Here is a 24548-nt window from a genome sequence, read left to right as displayed (position 1 = left end):
GGCCATGAGCCTGGACTGGAACGCTGCGTGGCGAGAGCGGGTGCTGCCGACGCTGGCGGATGAAACCTGGGACCTGATCGTCATCGGTGGCGGCATCAGCGGCGCCGGTATCCTGCGCGAAGCCGCGCGCCGTGGTTGGCGCTGCCTGCTGCTGGAGCAGCGCGACTTCGCCTGGGGCACCTCCAGCCGCTCCTCGAAAATGGTCCATGGCGGCTTGCGCTACATCGCCAAGGGCCAGTGGCGCCTGACCCGCGACTCAGTCCGCGAACGCCAGCGCCTGCTCGACGAGGCGCCGGGGCTGGTGGAGCCGATGAGTTTCATGATGCCGCATTACCGAGGCGGTTTTCCCGGACCGCGGGTGCTGGGTGGTTTGCTGTCCATCTATGACGCATTGGCCGGGCGGCGCAGCCATCACTTCCATGACGCGCAACAACTGCGTTATCTGGCGCCCGGGGTGAAGGAAGATGACCTGCTGGGCGGCACCTGTTTTGTCGATGCGCTGACCGATGATGCCCGTCTGGTGATGCGCGTATTGGGCGAGGCCCGGGCCGACGGCGCCGTGGTGCTCAACGGCGTGCGGGTACAGCAATTGCTGCGTGAGGAGGGGCGCGTTTGCGGGGTTCAGGTCGAAGACTGCGAAGGGGGGGGGTTACTGACATTGCGTTGTGGTGCGCTGGCCGTGGCCACCGGCGCGTGGGCCGAGCGCTTGCGCCTGCCCGATGCCCCTCGCCAGTTGCGCCCGTTGCGTGGCAGTCATTTGCTGTTGCCGGGCTGGCGCCTGCCAGTGGCGCAAGCCTTCACCTTCCTGCACGAGCGCGACCGTCGACCGGTGTTCGTTTTCCCTTGGGAGGGTGCCACGGTGGTCGGCACCACGGACCTCGATCATCACGGCGATCTGGACCAGAGCGCGAGCATCAGCTTTGATGAGCTCGACTATCTGCTGGCGGCCTGCAGCCAACAGTTCCCCCAGGCCGAGGTGGTCGCCGCCGATGTGCTGTCGACCTGGTCGGGCGTGCGCCCGGTGGTGGGCAGTGCGGCGGGTGAGCATCAAGACAAGCCGTCGAATGAAACCCGTGAGCATGTGCTGTGGCAGGAGCCTGGTTGCGTGACCCTGGCCGGCGGCAAGCTGACCACCTTTCGCCCGCAGGCGATTGAAGTGCTCAAGGCCTGCGCAACCATGCTCGAGCGCCCCTTCAATGATGACGCCGCGCCGGTGTTCGCCGCCGTGCCGCCGCTGGCGATACCGGGGCTCAGCGCCAACCGGTGGCGGCGCCTGGCCGGGCGGCATGGCCGTGACCTGCCGAGGCTGGCGCAACAGATCGCGGAACTCGGCCACGACACCGTCGGCGGCACTGACACCTTGTGGGCGGAGCTGGCCGTTGCCTGCGATGGGGAAATGGTCCTGCACCTGGATGACCTGTTGCTGCGCCGAACCCGCCTGGGCCTGTTGCTGCCGCGCGGTGGCGAGGATTATTTCGCTGCCATTGGCCAACTCTGCCAACCGCGACTGGGTTGGGACGATGAGCATTGGCAGCAGGAATTACAGCGTTATCGGGCGTTGTGGCAACGCCATCATGGTTTGCCGGATGCCGCGCATTGATGCCCATTGAAGAGAGCTCCATGGATAACCACCCGAACAAGCGTTACCTGTTGGCCATCGACAATGGCACCCAGAGCGTGCGCGCTCTGCTCTTCGACCTGCAGGGCAATCTGCTGGGCAAAGGCAAGGTCGAGTTGCAGGCCTATTACTCGACTCAACCCGGCTGGGCCGAACAGGACCCGGAGTATTACTGGGCAAAACTCGGTGAGGCCTGCCAGCAGTTGTGGGAGCAAACCGGCATCGATCGCTCACAGATCGCCGGTGTATCCCTGACCACCCAGCGCGGCACGGTGATCAACGTCGATGCCCAGGGCAAGGCGCTGCGCCCGGCGATCCTGTGGCTCGATCAACGCCAGGCCGAAGTCAAGGGTGGCATCAAGGGACCGTGGGGCTGGCTGTTCAAACTGGTCGGCGCGCAAGCCACAGTGGACTACTTTCGCGCCCAGGCCGAGGCCAACTGGATCGCCCGCCACCAGCCTGAGGTCTGGGCGGCGACCGACAAGTTTTTGCTGCTCTCGGGGTTTCTCACCCATCGCCTGTGTGGGCGCTTTGTCGATTCGGTGGGCTGTTGCGTCGGTTACCTGCCGTTCGACTTCAAGCGCTTGCGCTGGGCCGCCCCCTCCGACTGGAAATGGCAGGCGCTGGCGGTGCGCCCCGAACAACTGCCAAGCCTGCACAAGCCCGGTGAAACCCTCGGCTACATCAGCGCCGAGGCCAGCCGCCACACCGGCATTCCCGAGGGGCTGCCGCTGATTGCCGCGGGTGCCGACAAGGCCTGCGAAGTCGTGGGTTCCGGCGTCGTCGACCCAGGCACCGTGTGCCTTTCCTACGGCACCACGGCGACGATCACCAGCACCCGGTCGCGCTACCTGGAAATCGTCCCGTTGATTCCGCCTTACCCGTCCGCGGTGCCGGACCAATACAACTGCGAGGTGATGATTTATCGCGGCTACTGGATGGTCAGCTGGTTCAAGAACGAGTTCGGTCTGCGGGAAATGCAGCAGGCCAAAGCCCAGGGTGTGGAGCCCGAGCAACTCTTCGATGCGCTGGTCGACGCCGTGCCGCCGGGCTCCATGGGGTTGATGCTGCAACCCTACTGGTCGCCCGGTATCCGCGAGCCGGGTGTCGAAGCCAAGGGCGCGATGATCGGCTTCGGCGACGTGCATACCCGCGCACACATTTACCGGGCGATCCTCGAAGGTCTGGCGTATGCCTTGCGTCAGGGCATGGAGAAAATCGAGAAGCGTTCGAGGGTCTCCATCACGCGCTTGCGCGTCGCCGGAGGTGGCTCCCAGAGTGATGCCGCGATGCAACTCACGGCGAACATTTTCGGCCTGCCGGCCGAGCGTCCGCATGTCTACGAAGCGTCCGGCCTGGGCGCGGCCATTTGCTGCGCGGTGGGGCTGGGACTGCACGCGGATTTCCCCACGGCGATGGCCGCCATGACCCGGGTCGGTGCGGTATTCATGCCGCAACCCGAAGCGCAGCAGATCTATGAGCGACTGTACAAAGAGGTCTACCTGCGCATGTATCGACAGCTCAAGCCGCTGTACCAGAGCATCCGCAAAATTACCGGTTACCCCGCTTAGGAAAACACCCGGGAACCCTGTGGGAGCGAGCTTGCTCGCGATAGCGGTGTGTCAGTCAAAGTAACTGTTGGCTGACCCACCGCTATCGCGAGCAGGCTCACTCCTACAATGTCCGGGGGTGATTTCATGTCACCTCATGTGGCGCTATCGGAGACCTTTTCTGGTGAGATTGGACAGTGTCAGGGGCAGGGTCGGTTGTTAGGCTCAACCCCCACAGCACATCCAATAAGAACCAAGCAATGAAGCTGACATTCCTCCTGTTGCTGCTTTGTGCAACGGCCCCCACAGCCTGGGGCTGGTCGAACCATACGGTGGGCAGCTACCTGGCGTTGCAGGATTTGCCGGCCTTGCGTGATGCGCCACAGGTCGAAGTCGAGCCGCTGGAACAGTTTCTTTCGCAGCAATACCAGGCCGTGAGTGCGCTGCTCGATGAGCAGGAGCGCTTCGCCCGCGAGCACTTCGCCCAATACCCGCCGCGCCCCGACAACCTGCGATTGCCAGTCGTGCCTGGGGGCAATCTGCGCCATGACTTCCTCAGCGCACTGCGCATCAACCCCGGGATTCATCTGGCGATGGTCATCCAGCCGATGCCGGGCAAGGATCTGCCCGAGTGTGAACACCTCAAGGCCGAACAAGTCATGGTGCAACAGACGCTTTCACCGTGGAATCGCCAGCGCTTCATCGTTGTCGCTGACCACGAACAAGTCGCGCCCCTGGCCGTGTTGGCCAGCGCTGCCGATGAGCCGGATTACGGCCACGACATCAACCTGTTCAGTGACAACCCCGGCGAAGTCGGCGCGTTGTACGGCTTCGGCCCGCAGCCTTTCGGCGACGCCCGGTTTCAGTACAGCTCCCAGGCACCGTTCCATATGGGCTTCTTCCATGAAAGCCCGGTGGTGTACGCCGCTGCCGGGTTTCTTCAGCGCAGCTGGCCGGACTGGCGCGCCTACCAGTACATGGGCTTGGCGCGACTGGCGTTTGCCACTGGCCATCCTTATTGGGGCTATCGATTTCTCGGTTGGGGCCTGCACCACGTTCAGGACCTGACCCAGCCTTATCACGCCAAGCCGCTGCCCGGTGTCGAACTGGCGAGCCTGCTGGTGCTGGAAGGCAAGGCTCTGGCCGGCTTCGATGCGGACAAACATACCGCCATCGAACGGGTCGCCACCCGACACATGGAAGTGGAGAAGTATCAGTCGACCTGGCTTCGTCGCCTGCTGCGCGCCGGCCATGCACACCCGATGCTCGACGCTTATACCGACTCTGCACAGGACGGCCGTTATCCGCCGTACTCAGTGAACTACCTGCGCGAAGTGGTGAGTGCCGAGTCCGTCGACGAATCCGCGGCGTTTGATGAAGCCATCGGCCAGTGGTTGGACACGGCACCGACCACCAGCGATTTCAGCAGCGGTAATCAGCTGCAGCGCGAAGACTTCGACCATCCGGCATTCAACCGGCAGCTGTTCAAACTGCTGGGAAATTTCGGCGCCCACAGCCGGATTTACGCCCGTGCGGGATTGGCGCCATAGCCATCGCAGCCACAGTTTCAGAACACAAAAACAATAAAACCAGGGAAAGAGGAAAGGATCATGAGCACTCGATTTCGCCTGTCTGGCGCGGCGCTTCCCGGCGTGGGCCTGGCAGGGCTGCTGCAACTGTGCGCGGTCGACGGCGTGCAGGCCAAGGAGTTCAGCGTGCTGGACAACCAGATCACCGGTTCATTCGACAGTACCTTGTCCTATGGCCGCTTGTGGCGGGTCCAGGGGCGGGACAAAAACAACGACGACGTCAACACCAACGACGGCAATCGCAACTTCGACACCGGGCTGGTTTCCGAGGTGTACAAGATCACCTCGGAGCTCGAGGCCAACTATCAGAACTACGGGATGTTCGTGCGCGGCACCGCGTTCTATGACACCCAATTGATGGACAAGCGCAACGATTACTACCGTAACAACAACCCGTCGCAACCCAGTCAGAGTTTCCCGCAGGACGACCACTTTACTGACCAGACCCGCGATATCGCCGGCAGCCGGGTGGAGATGCTCGATGCCTACCTCTATGGCAACTGGGACGTTGCGCAGATGCCAGTCACGGCCCGTGTCGGGCGCCAGGTGTTCAACTGGGGTGAGGGGATTTTCTACCGTGGCGGGGTCAACACCACCAACCCGGTGGACGCGGCCAAATACCGTTTGCCCGGGGCTGAAGTCAAGGAAGTGCTGGTGCCGGTGGAAGCGCTGAGCTTCAACATCGGCCTGACCGACAGCCTGACCATGGAAAGCTTTTACCAGACGAACTGGAAGGAAACCCGCATCGACCCGGTCGGCACGTTCTACTCGCAGACGGACCTGTTCGCCGACGGCGGCAACACCGCCTACAACAACTTTACCGGTACCGCCCTGGACACCCCGGTGCCTGGCTTCGGCAACGTGATCGATCTGTACAGCGCGCTGGGCAACAACCCGCTGCTCAGCCAGGCCCTGAGCACCACCGGCTTGTACGCCAACGGGGTCACCCCGGCCTTTGGCAACACCGTCAAAGTGGCCTCGGTTGGCAAGGATTACAACGCGCGCAACGACGGCCAATTCGGTTTCGCTTTTCGCTACATCGTAGAAGAGCTCAACAGCACCGAGTTCGGGTTGTACATGGTCAACTACCACGCCAAGGAACCGACCATTTCCGCCGATCTGGGTGGGTACAAGGGCATCGACATGAACGCCCTGACCAACCTGTTGGCCGGTGTTGCCGGCAGCCAGGCGGGGCAACTGGCCAACGGCCTGGCGACCATGGATGTGCTGGGCAATATTCAGGCGCATCGGCGCTACGCCGAAGACATCCGCATGTACGGCTTCAGTTTCAACACCACCCTGGGCCAGGCGTCGGTTTTCGGCGAAGTGGCCTATCGGCCGAACCTGCCCATCGGGGTCGCCGCCACCAACGACCTGATCGGCGACCTGGCCAACGGCGCCGCCGCAGCGGCAGGCGGCCAGACCATCAACATCGGCGGGCAGCAGGTCACGCTCGACAGCCAGATCAATAACGCCGAGCGGGTGGAAGCGTTCAACACGTCCATGGGCACCATTTACAACTTTGGCCCGAGCCTGTCATTCGACTCGATGTTCGGCGTATTCGAGTTGGCGTCCGAGCACCTGCGCGGCAGCAACCTGCAATACACCGCGTATGACGGCAGTACCCGTTACTACGCTGGCACCGGCAACTTTTCCTATGTGTCCGGCGGCGAACGCAGCGATCAGGTCAACCGCAACTCCTACAGCTACACCGCGATGCTCAACGGCACCTGGAACGACGTGTATGCCGGGGTCAACGTCTCGCCTTATGTCGTCTACAAGGATGACTTCAAGGGCAACAGCTACCAGGCGGGCAACATCATCGAGGGCCGCAAGGCCTACACCCTGGGGATCAAGGCCAACTACCAGAACAAGCTGGAGGCCGAGCTGCAATACACCGAGTTCTACGGCGGTGGGCAGGACAACGGCCTGCGTGACCGCGACAACGTCGGCTTCAACCTCAAGTACTTCCTTTGATTGCTACACGCAGACCCATTGTGGGAGCGAGCCTGCTCGCGAAATGGGCGGCACATTCAACGCAGATGTCGCCTGAAAAACCGCATTCGCGAGCAGGCTCGCTCCCACAGGTTTTTGTACTTCGGAGAACGATCATGTTTCACACTTCACGACTGACCAAGACCACGCTGGCGCTGCTCCTGAGCTTGGCTGCCGGCAACGCGCTGGCCGCGATCTCGCCCCAGCAGGCCGAGCAATTGAAGACCACGCTGACGCCGCTGGGGGCCGAGCGTGCCGGCAATGCGGCCGGGACCATTCCGGCCTGGAACGGCGGCATCACCCAGGCACCGGCGGGCTACAAGCCGGGCCAGCATCACCTGGACCCGTATGCGGCGGACAAGCCCCTGTTCACCATCACCAAGGCCAACCTTGAACAGTACAAGGCCCACCTCAGCCCGGGTCAGATCGCACTGTTCAACAGCTACCCCGACACCTTCCAGATGCCGGTCTATCCCTCTCGCCGCTCGGGCGCGGCGCCGCAGTGGCTGTATGACAACACCTTGAAAAACGCGACCTCGGCCAAGCTGCTCGATGGCGGCACCGGTTTTGCCGATGCCTATGGCGGTGTGCCGTTCCCGGTGCCCAAGGATGGCATCGAGGTGCTGTGGAACCACATCACCCGTTATCGCGGTATCTATGTGGTCCGTCGTGCCTCCGAAGCGCCGGTACAACGCAACGGCAGCTTCGCGCTTGTGACCTCGCAGCAGGAGGGGCTCTTCAACTATTACCGCTCGGGCGGGCAGTTTGCCGACCTGAAAAACATGCTGTTTTACTACCTGGCGTTCGTGAAGAGCCCGGCCCGTCTGGCGGGCGGTGCGGCATTGGTTCACGAGACCCTGGACCAGCTCAAGGACCCGCGTCAGGCCTGGGTCTACGACGCGGGCCAGCGCCGTGTGCGCCGGGCGCCGAACCTCGCGTATGACACCCCGATCGCCTCATCCGACGGCCTGCGCACGGCGGACGATACGGACCTGTTCAACGGCTCGCCAGACCGCTACGACTGGAAGCTCAAGGGCAAGCAAGAGGTCTACATTCCCTATAACAATTACAAAGTCGGCAGCCCTGAGGTGAAGTACGAGCAGCTGCTCACACCGGGCCACCTCAACCCGCAATTCACCCGTTATGAGCTGCATCGGGTCTGGGTGGTCGAAGGCACGCTCAAGCCGGGCGCGCGGCATATCTATTCCAAGCGCGTGCTGTTTCTGGACGAGGACAGTTGGGGCGCAGCATTGGTGGATCAATATGACGGGCGAGGGGAGTTGTGGCGGGTGTCGATGGCCTACCTGAAAAACTTCTACGACCTGCCCACCACCTGGAGTGCGCTGGACGTATTCCATGACTTGCAGGCGCGTCGTTACTACGTGCAGAACCTGGATAACGAAGAGCCGGGCACAGTGGACTTTGCCCAACCGGTGCCCGAAGACGCGTACTTCATGCCGTCGGCATTGCGCCAGCGCGGGACGCGGTAAGCCGCGCAGCACACCCTTTCAGATGCGGTCTGTGAGAACGCAATCGCGAGCAAGCTCGCTCCCACAGGGTTTTGGGTCGTTCACAGAGTCTGTGTTCGACTCTCTACCTGTGGGAGCGGGCTTGCCCGCGAATGGGCCTTTCAATTACCGACGGTGTACGGTCAGACGCGGAAGTGGCTCACCATCTGCTGCAATTGACCACCCAACCGCGCCAGCTCAACGCTGGACTTGGCGGTCTCATCGCTCGCCGCAGCGGTCTGCTCGGACACATCGCGCACGTTGATGATGCTGCGGCTGATCTCTTCGGCCACGGCACTTTGCTGTTCGGCAGCGGCGGCGATCTGCTGGTTCATCGACTGGATGTTGGACACCGTGCGGGTGATGTTCTCCAGTGACTCGCCGGCCTTGCGGGTCAGGGCCACGCTGCTGTCGGTGAGGACGCGGCTGTTGTTCATCACGGCGGACACTTGCTGCGTGCCGTTCTGCAGGCCGGCCACCAGGCCTTCGATTTCCTCGGTGGATTTCTGCGTGCGCTGGGCCAGGCCGCGGACCTCGTCGGCCACCACCGCAAAACCACGACCGGCTTCACCGGCACGGGCCGCTTCGATGGCGGCATTGAGTGCCAGCAGGTTGGTCTGTTCGGCGACGGCCTTGATCACGTCCATGACGCTGCCGATCTTGTCGCTTTCCTGTTGCAGCACGCTCATGGCTTCGGTGGAGCGCACCACTTCGCTGGCCAGGCGCTCGATCTGGGCGATGGCTTCGTTGACCACTTTGTCGCCTTCACGGGCTTCGCCGTCCGCCGCTGCAGCAGCTTGCGAGGCTTCTTCGGCGTTGCGCGCGACTTCCTGCACGGTGGCGGTCATCTCGTGCATGGCGGTAGCGACCTGATCGGTCTCGACTTTCTGGCTGTTGACCCCGGCACTGGTCTGCTCGGTCACGGCCGACAGCTCTTCGGCGGCGCTGGCGATCTGGGTCACGCCGTCGCGGATGCCGCTGATCAAGTCGCGCAGGGTCACGCCCATGCGCGCGATGCCTTGCTGCAACACGCCGAGTTCATCACGGCGAGTGACCAGCACATTGTGGGACAGGTCACCGCTGGCGATGCGATCGACCACCGCCAGGGTTTCGCGCAATGGGCGAGTGATCTGGCGAGTGATGACCACGGCGGCAATGACGCCCACCAGCAGTGCCAGCAATGTGCTGATCAGTTGCAGAGTGCGGGCCCGGGCGCTTTCGGCGTCACGGCGGTCGAGCTGGATCTGATACAGCTGATCGCTCTGGGACACGATGGCGGCGCCCTGGTCGGTCATTTCCTTGCGCGCCTGCACCGCGTCATTGCTGGCGGCCTTATAGGCCTGCAAGGCGCTTCGGTAGTTGCCCAGCGCGGTTTCCAGCTGACGCAAGGCGTCTTGTTGGGAATCGGCGAAATGCACGTTCAGCGGTTTCAGGCTGGCGATGGCGGCGTCCAGTTGACCGACGGCTTTTTGCTCGGTCTCGGCATTGGTACTGGCGGTGTAGCCGCGCACTTCGTAGCGGGCTAGCAGGAACGCTTCCTTGGCCGCGGTGATGGCCTGGAACTGTTCGAAGCGCTGGTCGCTCAACGGCATTTGCTGCACGCGGGTATTGATGTCATTGATCAGCGTGTTGGCGGTTTCGGCGCTGGCGCTCATAGCATCACGGGCGCTGTTGCCGGCGCGATAGGCGCTGCGCATCTTGCCCAGGGACGTCCTGTAGGCGTCGATGACGGCGCCTTGTTCGCGCAGCAGCTTGAGGTTTTCCGGGCTCTTGAACTTCGCCAGCAGGGCTTGCTGCTGGGCCGAGAAGGCGTCGAGGGTGGTCTGCACGTTCTGCGCGGCGGTTTCGTCGCCGTTGGTCAGCATGTATTGCAGGCGAACCACGCGCAGCTTGGTCAGGCCGGCGTTGAGCTGGGTGATGTCGCTCATCCAGTTGCTGCGGTCGATCAACCCGCCCAGGCTGGTCCAGCCGGTCAGGGCCAGGACGCAGGTCAGTGCCAGGACCAGGCCAAACCCCAGGCCCAGTTTCAGGTTCACGCTGATGTTGCCGAACCAGCTATTCATCTCATTCCTCCAGGAACTTGGTACTTCTTTATCGTCGGTTGGCTGGAAGATTGTTTTTTTTGGAAGCCGCCAAGCGGTGTAAGCAGAATGTATCGGCAGCAATCCCGGGAGCTGAAAGGTTTTTTCCGCACGGTTCTGTAACAAGACTTTTACAGCGCCTTTAAGCTTTTTTTCACATGGGTTTCACCAACCACCGACGCGCGTTTCCTTAACCTGCCGGTATCTGATGAGGTAGTGCGTGCCGGCGAGGCGGCTTGATGTGGAATTAAGACTGAGTCTTTTTGGGGTAAAACGCTCGATCGATCTGAACCGCTTCGCCCGTTATCGCAACGCTGCGGTGGTGTTGGTCTCGGCGTTGCTGGTGATCCCGTTGGTGCTGTTCTTGCTGCGACCTGCCGCCGTTGCGGACCTGGCTCACGGCAATGTGACTGGTGCACAGGCGTTGATGACCGGGTGGGCCAAGGGCGACCTGATCGTTCTGGTGCGCCACGTCGAGCGCTGCGATCACTCCACGGCGCCTTGCCTGGTTGGCAACGATGGCATTACCGAGCGCTCGCGCAGTGTCGCCATGGGTGTCGGTACGCATTTCCAGAACCTGGGCCTGGACAAGGCTGATATCTACAACAGCCCGATCCTGCGTACGGCGCAGACCGCCGGTTTCATGTTCAACAAGGTCGGCACGGGCGAAGACTGGCTGATCGGTTGCCGGGGCACCATGCTGCGCGACGCATTGGCGCACAAGGTGGCCGGACGTAACCTGATTCTGGTGACCCACAGCGAATGCATGGACCAACTGGAAAAAGACCTCCATTTGCCGACGTCGACCCTGGGTTACGGGGCTTCTTTGTTTATCTCCGCCGAAACGCCGCAGACTCCGCGCATGCTTGGCTTTATCGAAGCATCGGATTGGCCGACGGTGACGACCCGTTGAATTTCACCATCCCTTCGAATCAGGACTGAGCATGCTGACCGCTTCCCGCTACCGCTTTTACTGGGTGAATTTCGGCATTCCGCTGGCCTGCGCGGTCGCGGTGTTCCTGATGTTCGACATGACCAGTATCGACATCGCCTTCAACAATTACTTTTTTGATCCGGTGACGCAGACGTACCCGTTGGACCAGGTCCATCTGTTCGAAAAAATCACCCACAAATGGGCGCGGATCATTCCGAACTGGACCGGAGAAATAGCGATTATCGGAGCCTTGCTGTCGTTTCTCTGGCCGCGCCTGAAGGCTGAAAAGCACTCGAAAATCATCGCCTTCCTGGAAAAAATCAAAGTCGCACCGGTGCTGCGCTTTGCCAATCGCCATCGACGCGACTTTCTCTACGTGGTGTTCGCGTTCTCCATCAGCACCGGGGTCATTCACTACCTCAAGGGCCACACGAGCGTGTATTGCCCGATCGAGACGACCCTGTACGGCGGCAAAATGGAGCACATTGAGTGGTATGAGAATTTCGACCTGTTGAAAGTCGCTGGCGAGGGGCGTTGCTGGCCGGGCGGACATGCGTCGGGCGGTTTCACCATGCTGGCGTTGTACTTCGTGGCTCGCCGTTATCGCTGGCGCTATTCGAAAGCGATCATGTACGGCTCGCTGACCCTCGGTTTCATCTATGGCACCACACGGGTATTGCAAGGGTGGCACTACATGTCCCACACCTTCTGGGCCGGGATCTTCGTATGGCTGGCGTGTTTACTGACGGCGCTGGCGTTCTACGGGCGAGCGAGGCTGGAACAGCCCGTGCTCTCCAAAGCGCAACAACCGGTGGCGGCGACTCAGATCCAGGCAGCGAATTGAGTTGGTGTTGAACCGCAAAACCCGCATCTCGAAAGGGGTGCGGGTTTTTTGTTGCTCGCGGAAACCTTCAGTGAGTCTCGAATTGCGAATTCGCAGACAAAAAAAAGCCCGCGGGAGGGCGGGCAAACCGTAGTTTCTTGAATGAGCGAGTGCAATGTACAGGCAGTAACGCAACCGTGGGGTGAAGAAAAATTCATCTGGATCAAAGCCTTGTACCAGAGCTTGCGGCATAGCTACGGCAAATGATCCGCGGCAAAGTCTGCTTCCGACCGGTTTGTCTGTCAGGCATCGACTCGACGCCACTACCTGGAAACAAGGAGGTTTGGGCCGGTGCCCATATTGCAACCATGCACATAGCGGCATTGCGCGACTGACCATGTGACCCTATCGTCAGATTTCACCTGCCACAAAGTGTTTTTGTGAGTTGTGGGCGTACGATGTAACTCACGTTTTAGCTGAATGCCTGGGGGAGCGAACGAAGCGACCGAGCGATGTTGAATTGGAGAAAAATCATGATTCGCAAGCACTACTTGAAAGCCCTGGCGACGCTGCTTATCGCCGCTGGCGTGCAGTGGGTGACGCTACCCGTCTACGCGACCGAGCAGGGTGAACAGCGGCGTGAAGCCCGCGATACCAGGCAGGAAGGGCGATCCACTGCCCGGCAAACCAAGGATGAATGCAGAAAGGGCAATGACAAGAGCAACGTGGAATGTCGCCAGGACAAGCGCAGCACCAAGCAGGATACCCGTCGCACAGCTCGGGATATCAAGTACTGATCGTTGGTGTGGGTCCTGTTTCAGACGGTTGCAGGGCTAGCGATACAGCCAGAAACAACAAAGCCCGCACTGGGCGGGCTTCGTTGGTGTCTCAATTGGTGGGCCGGGGTAATTTGAATCTGTTAAGTAAGTTATTGATTTAAAAAATTAATATCGTTTTCGGTTTTTTGCTGGAATACCAATTGGAATACCGTGCGAAATTGGCTACCCGTTTGCATTTGATCTGACCACCGATTGCATCGGAGTTGACCAGCACACCTCGTAACCATGGTTGGCAGTTAACTGCGCATAGCTGCCGGTGACGACAGGCAGAAATCGGCCAAAAGTGGTCATTCCCGAACGGCCTTACAACGAAAAAAAGCGGATACTCCGCCGGCGGCGCCAGAGGCAGTCGTAGAATGGCCTGGATCTGGTTAGGCGTAGGAGAAGAACTCAATTCCTAAAGTTTGCATTTCTCTATTGTAAAAACCGACTAAGATGCCCTGATGAATTTTTGAAGCTACCGCACTCTCCTGAGGTTTGTGAATGAAGGCACAAAGTAAGACTCCAAGGATTAGCCTGCGAAATGTTCAAGCTAACATACTGACCACCGGCCTCCTTTTCAATTTGGGGGTGGGAAGAAGGGAGATTGCACCGAGTGAGTTTTCTTCGTTGCTCACTTGGGCTATGACAGTCACAAAAAAAGGCAAGCCAGTTGGGCAAAAGCTTAGGCAGATATTATTTCCGAGAACTATCAAAGAGCTGAAGTGTGCACCACTACTACCAAAGGTTTCTCTTGAAAGAGAGATGAGCTGGTTTACCGCTTTAGTTGTAGCTAACGCAAAGCGTATTTCCAGATATTTAGAGTTAGCCAATGAATATGAGATGCAGCTTCTTGAAGCCAACTCGCAAGCATGTTTACTTGCTCTCGAAACCATTGAATTAGAGTTTGGTTTGTCAGTGTGGTTGATCGAAACAAAAATTGCACATCTTCAGCATTTTGAAGGTGTTGAGGCGCAAAAAAAATATTTGGCCACAGTTAAATCCGAAGGGCAAGGAAATGTACCTTGGCTTGCGACAAACTTCAGTGTAAGAAATGAACAACCTACTACTTTCTTCAGGTATTTGTCGCAGACCATAGATACTTTGGATGATGTGATAGACTTGTCGTTGCGGGCATCGTTAAAGTTTCAATCTATCGGTATTATTCCTGAAGATGCAGATGAGTTAAGCGGCGCACTTCACTACGAAACCAACTCTGCTCTTATTGATGTTTATAATTCACTGTTTGAGATTCTTCAAAAGTATGTGATAGACACAACTTCTGACATGCATCAATCAGCAATAAAAAAACTGATTCAGCTCTCGGGTAAAGTAAACGATATACGTCTTAATCGTTTGATGTTTTTGGCTGGTAAAACTGACAAAATTTTTCAGGTGGGGTTTGAGCAGAGAAAGCTGCTTTATAGAAGCGTGGTTAACGATACACCTCTTGATGAAGAATACTCACTGGCGCCAAATTCTTGGCCGGTAGCTTGGAGAGTTTTAGCAGAGCGACTGGTTGATTCGGAGGTCTTACCTACCAATACCGAAAATATCCAGGGCAAGTGTGTCAGTGCCCTATACGAAATTTATTCCAAAGGCTTTTTAGCTGAACATAGATTAGCTGAAACTCTTAAGTCAGCATTCGCATTTAGATGGGCCGCCTTCTCCCGCACTCTTCACGGAATATTGCTCGAAGAACTATCGGTTCTTCCGATCTTGGACTTGGATGATGCTTTGATACGGTTCGTTTTTACGCCATATTTGGATTCTGACTTTTTGGCGTATCTACCGATTTATTGTAGGGGTCCATATATAGCCGCTATATCTAATGCTTACAAAATTTCAGCTGAGACACCAATTGATATTTGGGCTCAGAAGGATCTCTATATAGACCTTCCGACAATCTGCGGCTTGGATGAGAACCGTCAGACTTTGAAGGCAGCCGAATATTTATACTCTAACGGCGAATTTCCTCAGTCAATTAAGGTGGCCACCGAGGCCCTTCAGCTCTCATCGATTAGGAGGAAGCGTTTAGCCGCCCGCTTGATATCGGCTTCACTCGGCCAACTGGACGATGTTGAAGCGCTCGTTAAATTGATTGCGGATACTGTAGTCGCTGACCCTGGGGCGACCGATCTGATGCCGGTTGCTGAATGCGCTAAGATATTAAATGGAAAAGAAATTAGGAAAAAGCTTGCGGGTAACATTGCTGTACCAATTGTATTGCTTCTCAATTCCACAAATTATAGTGATGAATACGACAAGGCACTTGCATATTCATATGAAGACTTTCTAATTCAACACGGCTTAGAAAGGCCGAGTCAATTGAAGGCAAAATCATCAGATTTTGACAAGCGTCTGCTGGTTTTCTATCTGAGATACGTCTGCACACCCGCAATCATGAAGGTTTCGTCTGTATTTAAAGGTTCTGTTGAGGTTCAGAATGAACGCTTAGCTGTTTTTACATTATTGTTAGATATAGATGAGCCGAATGCAAAAATTTATGAATCTGAAATTAGAGAAATAACACGCGCGCAAGTAATTCGAAGCGGCGTGAGGCATGTTGAACAAAGCAAGATGTCCATCGATGTTCCTGCAATCCGAAAGTTGTGTGATAAAAAGTTAAAGGAGTCATTTTTTAGATATCGAGCAATGATTGCCGCCGGTATAAGTCCATCCTCTGATTTTGCAGAGGCATACTTGCAGTTGCTTTCAGATGGCAAACCCTTACCTTCCGAGTTTTTACAGGTGCCTACTGACGAGGCGGGTACATTATTACGAGAACTCGTAAGTGCGATATTCCTAGAGTCCACTAATAATCCTATGCATGGATTAGATTGTTATTTGAGTATGCGTATCCGGCATGGTGCACTATCAGGGCAGTTGCGCGGACCTTTAGAGCTGGAAAAAGTTATTACGCAGCGAACCGCCGGCATCAATAGTTACGCGTCGAATGAGATTTGGTTGGAACGATTAGTCGGTATCACAGCTACTGCTAAGGACAGTATTGACCTGGGTCTTTGCATTTTCTCAGCTCGCTACGATAACCTAATAGAACGACTGACGAATGACTTAGTGCAAGTTCGTTCGCTTGAGAAGCCCCGTGGGTTGTTTTATCTGGATACCACTCCCATCCATTTGCGTTTTCTCGCAACCACGGTAACACCTACTACTACTTTCGATGAGTTCTTTGATGAATGTATTAATTTGTTTTGGGCTAGCGTCGAAAACTGCCTTCGCATAGTGCACTCAGCTATAGAAAGCAAAATTAAACCTGAAATAAATGAAGTGTTTTATACGCTGCAGTCAACTATTAATCATGCTGCACTCTCGCAGTTTACAGCTGATTTAGATCGCGCTGTTCGAACAGCACAAACCAACTCATTGCAAGCGTGTGAGCAAATGAAAGATTGGTTTAAGCTTCCCACTCCTCGAGCTGAGCCATTTTTTGAGGTGGAGCAGCTTATCGATATCGGACTACAGTGCGTTCAAAGAATCCATAAAGATTTTAATCCAATTATCACAAAGGATATTCTCGAACTCCCTCCTGTTGCGGGAGCATTGACAATGTTTTCGGATATTTTCTTCATACTTTTTGATAATGCGAGGAAGTATTCGAATCTCGGCACATCTCCCAAGCTCTGGATAACAGTTGAACGGGATAGTCAGCAGGCACTAAGCTTTCTGGTTGAAAATGAAGTCAGTGCCGAAGCCGATATGCAATCATGTACAGAAAGAATGAAAGCAATCAGGGCTCTGATTGAGTCGGGCGGATATCATGGTTCTTTAAGAACAGAAGGTGGAACTGGCCTTATAAAATTGAAGAAAATCATTGGCTCCACTCATTTGCTTGAGTTCGGATATGTCAATGAGACAAGGTTTTTTGTAAAGTTTAACTTGACGCTGAGAGAGATATCAATATGAGTATTCTCGTAGTAGAGGATGACGAAAACAAACGCATTCAACTACAGCGTTTTTTAGAAAGCGTCATCCCTAATGAAGATGTCATGTTTGAGAGATCATTACAAAGCGGGGTGAGAAAAATCAGGACCGATCATTTTGATTTGGTAATTCTCGATATGACATTACCGCAATATGATCTAAGTCCTGATGAACCGTCAGATGATACCCACATTTTTGGCGGGCAGGAGTTTTTAGCTCAAATGGATAGATTTGATGTTTCCACACCTGTCTTGGTTTTTACTCAGTTCGAGGTTTTTGGAAAACCACCCAACGAGATGAATCTCGAAAGCTTAAACGGAAATCTTAAGTTGGAATACCCGGCGATTTATAAAGGTTTCGTCTACTACCATGCTTCTATTAACACATGGAAAATTGAGCTTCGTAAAAAGCTTGCTGAGTTTGGATTTTTACAAGGAGGTTCGCAGTGATAAAAATACTTGTGGTTGAGGATGAAAGAGACAAACTCAAAGCTGTCATGATTGGGTTATTATCTGTTGCTGGAATAACTGATGAAAGCATCAAGAAAGCAAGAGATGCTAACGAAGCAAAGCATTGGCTTAGAACAGAACATTATGACTTGATGATTCTAGATATATCAATCCCTGAAACTTCTGACCTGGATCCAAGGCCAAATGGAGGTCTCTTGCTCTTAGATGAAATTCTTGAGCGAGATATATATAATAAACCAAGAGAAGTTGTTGGGTTAACTGCTTTCTCAGAAGCTCAAGACGCTTCAATCCAAAGATTTAACAGTGAATTGTGGACGGTTTTACATTACACAACTAATAGTGACGATTGGCTTGTACAGCTACAGCGAAAAGTAATGCACATCATCCGTAATAATCAATCATCTGGCGAGCAGTTTGTTCATTCGGCAGATATATGTATTCTTACTGCACTATATAAGCCTGAGCTGACGGCAGTGCTTCGGCTACCATGGGCCTGGGAGGATTACATCATTGAGGGGGATCCGACCCAATACCATCGGGGTTACGTTAATACCCGCGAAGGGAAGCTTTCTGTTATGGCTGCTAATTCGTCCCGTATGGGCATGCCTGCAGCGGCAGTTCTCTCTATGAAAATGGTATCTACTTTTAAGCCTAAATATTTAGTCATGGCAGGTATTACGGCTGGCATAGTAGGCCGCGTTGAACCAGGCGACATCATTGCTGCCGATCCTAGTTGGGACTACGGTAGCGGTAAAAAGACGAAGTCTGATACTGGGCCATTTTTTCAGCCATCACCTCATCAGCTAAGCCTCGATCCATTCATCAAGTCTAAACTGCAACGTTTTAGTCAGGATGCTGCAGTTCTAAACGCTATACGGTTGGAATGGCCAGTGCAAACTCCCCCATTATTAAATCTTCATATTGGGCCACTTGCTTCCGGCGCTTCCGTTTTGGAAGATCCAGACGTCACTACCGGTATTCAAGGCCAGCACCGTAAAGTTTTAGGTGTCGAAATGGAGGCATATAGTGTGTTCGCTGCGGCCATAGACTCTCCCCATCCTCAGCCTTTAGTGTTAGTTATGAAGTCTGTTTGTGATTTTGCAGATTCGCACAAAAGTGACGATTATCAGGACTACGCCTCTTATACAAGTGCTAAAGCGGTGCAATTTTTCTTCGAGAAATATCTCTGACGCATAATCCCTACTGCGCTTGTAGATATTCAATGTCCACTAATGGCCGAAGCGGATCGATTTGCTCTTCCGCTTCTTGGCCTGTAGCAAGTGTCCGCTTTTGGCCCAGAGTGTGTAAAAACGCTTCGCCAAAATTGAAGTGTGCGCGTCTACGTTAAATCTGAAATTTATCGGCACGTCAGCAGATGTGGATTCCGCATAGAAGCGCGATTTCCAGTCCTGTTTTGAGTACCTGTCGCGCTCAAAAATGTTTTTATACACCCTCGGCCGTTTACTGCCCGTCGTGGAAGGCAAAAATCGACCCAAAACTGATGGTCGAATTCATCATTCTCGAGCTTGCAGTCATTGATCAGGCGCTATTGATATCTGTTGTTGACGTTCATTCGGACAATTGACGTGTGCATGGATCTACACATATAGTCATCCAAATGACAAACCGAGCCTCTACACGTTCCCGTGCAATTGATGCTGCAATCGACTCTCTCGATGGAGCCTTCTTCAAAGCTCTGTGCGAGCCGTCGCGGGTAGCTGTGCTCAAGCGAGTCATGCAACTGGGGCGAGCAGATATCGGTGAGATTGCCGAAGGGCTACCTCAAGAGCGTTCAGTGGTGTCCCGTCATCTGCAAGTGCTATTAGAGGCCGGTATTGTCCGCGCTACCAAGGTCAGCAGGCAGATGTTCTACGAGGTGGATGGACCGGCAGTGGTGACACGGCTCGAAGCCATTCTCCAACACATGAAGAGTCTGGCCCCGTTTTGCTGCCCTGGTGTTCCAGAGTAGTTTTTTTGCTATTTCTATATATGCATGAGTGCGCATACATGAACGTAATTAATGAGCCCATGGATGTCATCGTTGTTGGTGCGGGCCAAGCTGGGCTCGCGTGCGGTTGGCATCTACGGCAGCAAAATCTCAGGTTTCTCATCTTGGATGCCGAGAGCCAGCCAGGTGGAAACTGGCGCAATTACTACGACAGCCTGAGACTTTTTTCACCTGCTGCTTACTCGTCGCTACCTGGGATGCCTTTTCCAGCTGAAGCTAAGCACTACCCACTACGCGATGAAGTCGTACGTTATTTGGAGCAGTACGCGGACGCTTTCCAGCTACCCATTCGGCAGAACATTCGAGTCCAGGGAGTGTGTAAGGAGGATGGACTATTTTTGCTTCAGGCATCTGATGGTCAGCGTTTCAGCTCAAAAGCATTGGTTGTTTGCACAGGCGGGTTCAATCAGCCATTCACCCCTGATATTCAGGGGCTGGAGAGTTTTCGCGGGCAGCGTTTACACAGCGCCAATTACCGAAATGCCGAAGACTTCAGTGGTCAGCAAGTGCTGGTGGTAGGTGCTGCCAACTCAGCTGTACAAATTGCCCATGAGTTGGCTCAAGTCAGCAGCGTCGTATTGGCGACAAGGGAATCGATTCGGTTTTTTCCGCAAAAGATCCTCGGTGTGGATTTTCATGCTTGGCTCAAGTGGACAGGGATGGAGAAGACTCGTTGGCTGAATGATCAAAGTACCCCTGTACTGGATGATGGCACCTACCGTCGAGCGATCAAGCAGGGACTTTTTGAGCGCAAGCCGATGTTCACGGAGGTAACGTCAACGGGCGTGATCTGGGCTGATGGGCAGCACACTGACGTGGACAGTTTGGTTTTCGCGACCGGGTTTCGTCCGAACCTTGGTTTTTTGGCAGGTCTGCACGTGGCGGGCAATGAAAGCCTGACCCAACGCAACGGGAAGGCGGAGCACGTACCGGGTTTGTATTTTGTGGGATTACCGAAGCAGCGCAACTTTGCTTCGGCCACCCTTAGAGGCGTCGGACCAGATGCTTCTCACATCATCCCTAGCTTGATGCGCTTCATACACGATGCATCGCACCCCGTGTTCGCTTGATGCCGGCTATCGATTTTTTCTGCTCAACACTGCGTCTACCGGAACATCGTAATTACCTGCCTTTTTGCGTAGTTGGCAGACGCCAAGTGGCGATGAAGCACAGCAACAGAAACCCGCACATCACGCTAAGCAGTACCGATGCTCCGAAGCTGTCCAGAACGTAAGCGGCGGCGATAGGGCCGCAAGCTTGGGCGACAAGGGCGGGCCTTGCGAGCAGTCCCATTCGTAAGCCATATCCTTGTGACCCGAACAGCGCCAGTGGAAGAGTCCCGCGAGCGATGGTGAGGATGCCGTTACCGGCTCCGTAAAGTGCTATCGCCACAAAGGCCAGCCAGGGCAGGCCTGAAATTAGCAGTCCAAGCCCGATCAAACAAAGCAACACACCGGCTCGTGTGGACCACGTTGGGTGGAGGTTCCTGCCTATGGAAAACTCCGCCACCCGTGCCAGGACTTGCGAGGGACCAATCACCATGCCGATGGCCAAGGCCACTGCGGTCGCGATTCCCAATTGCTTGAGGACATTGAGCAGGTGTACTGAGATACCTGATACGACCAACGCCAGAACCGTCAGCATGGCGGCAATCAACAAGAACAGTTGGTTGGTGGCCCTAGGGCGAAGCTCGGATGCATTGGGTGATTCTACTATTACGGGATGGGGCGGTTGCTTTGTGCTTCCAGGAATCAACAGCGCATGAATGGGCAATCCGATTAGCAGATGAGCTGCGGCGATGGTAAAGCAGGCGTTTCTCCAGCCGATCCAACTCTCCAGTCCCGCTATCACCGGCCAACCTATGGTGCTGGCGAAGCCACCCAACAAGGTCAGCCCGGTGATTGACGTTCGAGCCTCCTCCCCGAAAAGTCGTCCCAGGGTTGAGAAGGCTGCGTCGTATAGGCCTGCCGCCATGGCAACGCCGATCAGGGTCCAGGCGACATAGTAGGTGGCAACGTTTTCCGCGAGACCCATCAATAGCATCCCGAGAGCCAGCAGCAGTGAACTGGCGGCTAGGACCGAACGCCCACCATGGCGATCAATCTGACGACCAACGGCCGGCGAGGACGCTCCCGCTATCAGCAGCCCCCAAGACAGGCCACCCACCACACTAGTAATGGACCACTCCGTCTCTTTGGCTATCGGAGACGCAAGCACTGCGGGTAAGTAATAGGTCGAACCCCAGGCGAGAATCTGAGTGAAACCCAGGGCCCATACGAGCCTGGAGCGATTGATGGGTGGATGAATCTGCTCTGGAAGTGTCACGACCGGCGTGCTCATTTTTTTGTTGTCAGTAACAACAAGCTAGCGCCTTCCATTGGCTATCGTCAACCGAGAGATCGGTATTGACGATTTCGGAATATCAGGATTATTGTTGCAGCTAACAACTAATTTGTGACGGTTATGACAAAGCGTAAAAACGATCAGCTGACTCAGGATTCCGAGGACTTGTATGAGGCGTTGAACCAGCTTGTTCGCGTCCATCAGTTCCGTGATCGTGATCGGATCTGCTGTTACGACGTATCTGTAACCCAATGCTATGCCGTCGAGACGCTGGTCAAAAGGGGCGCTCTGCGTCTTCAGGTCTTGGCAGAAGAAATGTTCTTGGACAAAAGCACGGCGAGTCGCGTGATCGATACCCTAGAACGCAAAGGGTATGTGTCCCGCGTTGAGGATGATGAAGATCGGCGTGCGGTACGAATCCAGGCAACGGATGCTGGACGTGAGCTATACGAGAAAATCAGAGCGGACCTGATTGCTGAGGAGCGAGCAATGATCGAGAACCTGTCGGCTGAAGCCAGGCAAGGAGCGCTGAGTTTGCTCAGGCAGATCACACGGGCCACGGAGATTCGCTGCGGGCTCGTGAGTGAGTGCTGCCCAGCGGTGAAGAGCAAGGATTGAAAGGGAGGAGTTTCCCTTTTTTTGCCAATAATGTTGTTACTACCAACGTAATGGGGCGCCAACAATGCGAGTTCGTCTAGCTGAAGCCAGCGACACTATTTCAATAGCCGCTATCTACAACCAGGGGATCGAGGAACGTAGCTCTACGTTTGAAACGACGCCTCGAAGCCCGGCAGACATGCTTGATCGCATCAACTCAATGGAGCGTTATCCAGTGTTGGTCATGGTCGATGAGGCGGATCTGGTTGTTGGATGGGCAGGACTCAGTAGCTATCGCGCTCGCGCCTGCTACGACGGCATTGCGGATTTTTCCATTTACCTGCATCGCAGTGTTCGTGGCCAGGGGCTAGGGAAGCAGTTACTTCAGACACTGCTGGTAGAAGCCGAAGCTCGCGGATTCTGGAAAGTCCTTTCACGCATTTTCACCTTCAATCACGCCAGCCTCGCATTGTGCGAAGCCTGCGGTTTTCGCCAAGTGGGGGTGTATGAAAAACACGCCTGCCTGGAAGGACGCTGGCTCGACTGCGCGATTGTCGAGCGCCTGTTCCTGAACAATCAGCCAACCTGAAGGAGTCGATCATGGATAACACTCAGCTCCCTGTCGCCATAATCGGTGCGGGCCCAGTGGGCCTCGCCGCAGCCGCTCACCTACTGGCCAGAGGTATCACTCCGCTGATCCTGGAAGCTGGTCCGGAAGCTGGGGCGAGCATTGAAGAATGGGCGCATGTGAAGATGTTCTCGCCGTGGCAGTTCAATGTGGACAAGGAGGCGGCCAATCTTCTGCTGGCCGATGGTTGGACTCCACCACCGGAGAACGAGTATCCAACGGGGCGTGAACTGCTGAATCGGTTTGTTCGACCTCTCGCAGACCTCGAACAGATCAAGCGTCACTTGCAGCTGAAAACCCGTGTTCTGGCAGCCACTCGCGTCGGTCAGGATGTGATGAAGACCCAGGGCAGATCGGCAGCTCCTTTTTTACTGCGTGTCGCAGGGCCATCGGGTGAACGAGATGTGCTGGCAAGTGCTGTCATTGATGCCTCGGGCACCTACCAGACACCAAACTGGATGGGCGCCCATGGCATCCCAGCCTTGGGCGAGATCGAGCATGCAGGACACATCGCGTATGGCATTCCGGAGGTACTGGGCCGCGCCCGGAATCGCTATGCCAACAAAAGAGTGCTGGTGGTGGGTGGTGGTCACTCCGCTTTTAACGCCCTCCAGGATCTGGTGCTACTGACTCAGGAGGCGCCGCAAACCAAAGTGCTTTGGGCGATCCGGGGTAATTCTCTAGAGCGCATTCTGGGTGGTGGTGCGAATGACCAATTGGAGGAGCGCGGAAAGCTCGGCCTGAAGATTCGCCAGTTGCTGAATGACGGCGTGATCGAGTTGTTCAAAAACATCGCCATCGATCAGGTCGCAGGCAATGGCCAAGGGCTGGTCGTGAAGGCAGGAGAGCGGATACTCCCACCAGTGGACGAACTCATCGTGGCGACTGGATTCCGCCCAGACCTGAGCTTGCTCAGCGAGCTACGTATCGCACTTGATCCCGCGACCCAAAGCGCAGTGTTGCTCGCACCAATGATTGATCCCAACGAGCACAGCTGCGGTACGGTCAGGCCCCATGGCGCGGTAGAGCTGGCCCATCCTGAGGAAGGTTTGTTCATTGTGGGGATGAAGAGTTATGGCCGAGCGCCAACGTTCTTGTTGATGACGGGGTATGAGCAGATACGGTCTGTTGTCGCGGCATTGGCGGGCGATTGGGATGCGGCCAAAAGGGTTGAGCTGGTCCTCCCGGAGACTGGCATTTGCAACTCGGATTTCGATGAAGTCGATGATCGTTTGAAGGCTTCGACAAGTCAGACGTCTTGTTGTGGCACCGGAGAGACAATCCTTGAGGCCGCACCTCGTGCCTCTCCGGGTTGTTGCAAAGCCTAGTGCGCAGCCACCGACCCCGCCCTCGATGACTGGACGGGTTAGGGGCGACCTTCTTATTTCTTCTGCATGTCCAAGTGGTCCTTGAACCAAGGAGCGGCCTATTTCTGCGTGAGTGACAGACTCATTACAAAAACCATATATCTGACGCCGTAGATATTTGAAGAGATCCGGAAAGTGATTTACATGGATGACGCCGTAATACAGGGCTTTCATTGGATGTGGTCGGCGGAGTCCAGTCGTTTTGATGGATTAGTGTGTCGTTTGCTCTTTACCTTGTATGCGGAAAATCATATATTCGTAAAGCCGCATATGA

Annotated in this window: 18 protein-coding genes and 1 pseudogene; 16 read left to right on the top strand and 3 right to left on the bottom strand. The window is 55.5% G+C overall.

Features of this window, described 5'->3' with window-relative positions; all coding sequences use genetic code 11:
* The first annotated feature begins 4 nt into the window (after positions 1-4).
* From AC1RS8_RS09325 to AC1RS8_RS09305, 5 genes are all read left to right on the top strand, one after another.
* The gene (locus AC1RS8_RS09325) at positions 5-1600 is read left to right on the top strand and encodes a glycerol-3-phosphate dehydrogenase/oxidase (protein ID WP_489339709.1); all 1596 of its coding nucleotides are present in this window, start codon (positions 5-7) and stop codon (positions 1598-1600) included.
* A 20-nt stretch (positions 1601-1620) separates the two neighbouring features.
* Positions 1621-3189 (top strand): FGGY-family carbohydrate kinase, encoded by a 1569-nt coding sequence (locus tag AC1RS8_RS09320; RefSeq protein WP_057716503.1) that lies wholly within the window; start codon positions 1621-1623, stop codon positions 3187-3189.
* Positions 3190-3428: 239 nt separating this feature from the next.
* Positions 3429-4718, top strand: coding sequence for a phospholipase (locus AC1RS8_RS09315; RefSeq protein ID WP_489339710.1), 1290 nt, complete (start codon positions 3429-3431; stop codon positions 4716-4718).
* Positions 4719-4778: 60 nt separating this feature from the next.
* Entirely contained in the window at positions 4779-6734 is a 1956-nt protein-coding gene (locus AC1RS8_RS09310) for a DUF1302 domain-containing protein (protein ID WP_489339711.1), read from the top strand.
* Between the two features lie 134 nt (positions 6735-6868).
* Complete coding sequence (locus AC1RS8_RS09305) at positions 6869-8242, top strand: DUF1329 domain-containing protein (RefSeq protein ID WP_489339712.1); 1374 nt, start codon at positions 6869-6871, stop codon at positions 8240-8242.
* A 161-nt stretch (positions 8243-8403) separates the two neighbouring features.
* On the opposite strand, the gene AC1RS8_RS09300 is transcribed toward AC1RS8_RS09305, so the two are convergent.
* Both AC1RS8_RS09300 and AC1RS8_RS09295 read right to left on the bottom strand, forming a co-directional pair.
* A complete protein-coding gene (locus tag AC1RS8_RS09300; protein ID WP_407514505.1) occupies positions 8404-9108 on the bottom strand; it encodes a methyl-accepting chemotaxis protein in 705 nt (234 codons plus the stop codon).
* Positions 9109-9309: 201 nt separating this feature from the next.
* Positions 9310-10188, bottom strand: a pseudogene (locus tag AC1RS8_RS09295) (methyl-accepting chemotaxis protein); the annotation flags it as partial.
* A gap of 394 nt (positions 10189-10582) precedes the next feature.
* Here AC1RS8_RS09295 and pmrG point away from each other — a divergent pair.
* The 8 genes from pmrG to AC1RS8_RS09255 all read left to right on the top strand — a co-directional run bounded on the left by pmrG (position 10583) and on the right by AC1RS8_RS09255 (position 20409).
* Positions 10583-11254, top strand: coding sequence for a lipopolysaccharide core heptose(II)-phosphate phosphatase PmrG (gene pmrG / locus AC1RS8_RS09290; RefSeq protein WP_489339713.1), 672 nt, complete (start codon positions 10583-10585; stop codon positions 11252-11254).
* A gap of 31 nt (positions 11255-11285) precedes the next feature.
* The gene (locus AC1RS8_RS09285; RefSeq protein ID WP_489339714.1) at positions 11286-12119 is read left to right on the top strand and encodes a phosphatase PAP2 family protein; all 834 of its coding nucleotides are present in this window, start codon (positions 11286-11288) and stop codon (positions 12117-12119) included.
* A 512-nt stretch (positions 12120-12631) separates the two neighbouring features.
* Positions 12632-12895 (top strand): hypothetical protein, encoded by a 264-nt coding sequence (locus tag AC1RS8_RS09280; RefSeq protein WP_008047515.1) that lies wholly within the window; start codon positions 12632-12634, stop codon positions 12893-12895.
* 525 nt (positions 12896-13420) lie between these two features.
* Positions 13421-16843, top strand: coding sequence for a hypothetical protein (locus AC1RS8_RS09275; RefSeq protein WP_493162525.1), 3423 nt, complete (start codon positions 13421-13423; stop codon positions 16841-16843).
* Positions 16840-17310, top strand: a complete 471-nt coding sequence (locus AC1RS8_RS09270) for a response regulator (protein WP_493162524.1) — start codon at positions 16840-16842, stop codon at positions 17308-17310. The genes AC1RS8_RS09275 and AC1RS8_RS09270 overlap by 4 nt, the downstream gene beginning before the upstream one ends.
* Complete coding sequence (locus AC1RS8_RS09265; RefSeq protein WP_493162523.1) at positions 17307-18521, top strand: 5'-methylthioadenosine/S-adenosylhomocysteine nucleosidase family protein; 1215 nt, start codon at positions 17307-17309, stop codon at positions 18519-18521. Before AC1RS8_RS09270 ends, AC1RS8_RS09265 begins: the two co-directional genes overlap by 4 nt.
* 428 nt (positions 18522-18949) lie before the next feature.
* A complete protein-coding gene (locus AC1RS8_RS09260; RefSeq protein ID WP_493162522.1) occupies positions 18950-19300 on the top strand; it encodes an ArsR/SmtB family transcription factor in 351 nt (116 codons plus the stop codon).
* Positions 19301-19338: 38 nt separating this feature from the next.
* Complete coding sequence (locus tag AC1RS8_RS09255; protein ID WP_493162521.1) at positions 19339-20409, top strand: flavin-containing monooxygenase; 1071 nt, start codon at positions 19339-19341, stop codon at positions 20407-20409.
* Positions 20410-20461: 52 nt separating this feature from the next.
* Here the strand turns inward: AC1RS8_RS09255 and AC1RS8_RS09250 are convergent, their stop codons facing one another.
* Positions 20462-21679: an MFS transporter gene (locus AC1RS8_RS09250; RefSeq protein ID WP_493162520.1), complete on the bottom strand. Its 1218-nt coding sequence runs from the start codon at positions 21677-21679 to the stop codon at positions 20462-20464.
* A 123-nt stretch (positions 21680-21802) separates the two neighbouring features.
* Between AC1RS8_RS09250 and AC1RS8_RS09245 the strand changes: the two genes are divergently transcribed.
* The 3 genes from AC1RS8_RS09245 to AC1RS8_RS09235 all read left to right on the top strand — a co-directional run bounded on the left by AC1RS8_RS09245 (position 21803) and on the right by AC1RS8_RS09235 (position 24235).
* A complete protein-coding gene (locus AC1RS8_RS09245; protein ID WP_477798830.1) occupies positions 21803-22300 on the top strand; it encodes a MarR family winged helix-turn-helix transcriptional regulator in 498 nt (165 codons plus the stop codon).
* Positions 22301-22364: 64 nt separating this feature from the next.
* The gene (locus AC1RS8_RS09240; protein WP_493162519.1) at positions 22365-22868 is read left to right on the top strand and encodes an arsinothricin resistance N-acetyltransferase ArsN1 family A; all 504 of its coding nucleotides are present in this window, start codon (positions 22365-22367) and stop codon (positions 22866-22868) included.
* 11 nt (positions 22869-22879) lie between these two features.
* A complete protein-coding gene (locus AC1RS8_RS09235) occupies positions 22880-24235 on the top strand; it encodes an FAD-dependent oxidoreductase (RefSeq protein ID WP_493162518.1) in 1356 nt (451 codons plus the stop codon).
* Positions 24236-24548 lie beyond the last annotated feature (313 nt).

The sequence above is a fragment of the Pseudomonas sp. GW821-FHT12A04 genome (assembly GCF_058807755.1).
This window is presented reverse-complemented; position numbering and strand designations above follow the sequence as displayed.

Coding starts and splice junctions, on each gene's coding strand:
- AC1RS8_RS09325 (WP_489339709.1), top strand. CDS start 5: ATGAGCCTGGACTGGAACGCTGCGTGGCGAGAGCGGGTGCTGCCGACG.
- AC1RS8_RS09320 (WP_057716503.1), top strand. CDS start 1,621: ATGGATAACCACCCGAACAAGCGTTACCTGTTGGCCATCGACAATGGC.
- AC1RS8_RS09315 (WP_489339710.1), top strand. CDS start 3,429: ATGAAGCTGACATTCCTCCTGTTGCTGCTTTGTGCAACGGCCCCCACA.
- AC1RS8_RS09310 (WP_489339711.1), top strand. CDS start 4,779: ATGAGCACTCGATTTCGCCTGTCTGGCGCGGCGCTTCCCGGCGTGGGC.
- AC1RS8_RS09305 (WP_489339712.1), top strand. CDS start 6,869: ATGTTTCACACTTCACGACTGACCAAGACCACGCTGGCGCTGCTCCTG.
- AC1RS8_RS09300 (WP_407514505.1), bottom strand. CDS start 9,108: ATGACCGCCACCGTGCAGGAAGTCGCGCGCAACGCCGAAGAAGCCTCG.
- AC1RS8_RS09285 (WP_489339714.1), top strand. CDS start 11,286: ATGCTGACCGCTTCCCGCTACCGCTTTTACTGGGTGAATTTCGGCATT.
- AC1RS8_RS09280 (WP_008047515.1), top strand. CDS start 12,632: ATGATTCGCAAGCACTACTTGAAAGCCCTGGCGACGCTGCTTATCGCC.
- AC1RS8_RS09275 (WP_493162525.1), top strand. CDS start 13,421: ATGAAGGCACAAAGTAAGACTCCAAGGATTAGCCTGCGAAATGTTCAA.
- AC1RS8_RS09270 (WP_493162524.1), top strand. CDS start 16,840: ATGAGTATTCTCGTAGTAGAGGATGACGAAAACAAACGCATTCAACTA.
- AC1RS8_RS09260 (WP_493162522.1), top strand. CDS start 18,950: ATGACAAACCGAGCCTCTACACGTTCCCGTGCAATTGATGCTGCAATC.
- AC1RS8_RS09255 (WP_493162521.1), top strand. CDS start 19,339: ATGAACGTAATTAATGAGCCCATGGATGTCATCGTTGTTGGTGCGGGC.
- AC1RS8_RS09250 (WP_493162520.1), bottom strand. CDS start 21,679: ATGAGCACGCCGGTCGTGACACTTCCAGAGCAGATTCATCCACCCATC.
- AC1RS8_RS09245 (WP_477798830.1), top strand. CDS start 21,803: ATGACAAAGCGTAAAAACGATCAGCTGACTCAGGATTCCGAGGACTTG.
- AC1RS8_RS09240 (WP_493162519.1), top strand. CDS start 22,365: ATGCGAGTTCGTCTAGCTGAAGCCAGCGACACTATTTCAATAGCCGCT.
- AC1RS8_RS09235 (WP_493162518.1), top strand. CDS start 22,880: ATGGATAACACTCAGCTCCCTGTCGCCATAATCGGTGCGGGCCCAGTG.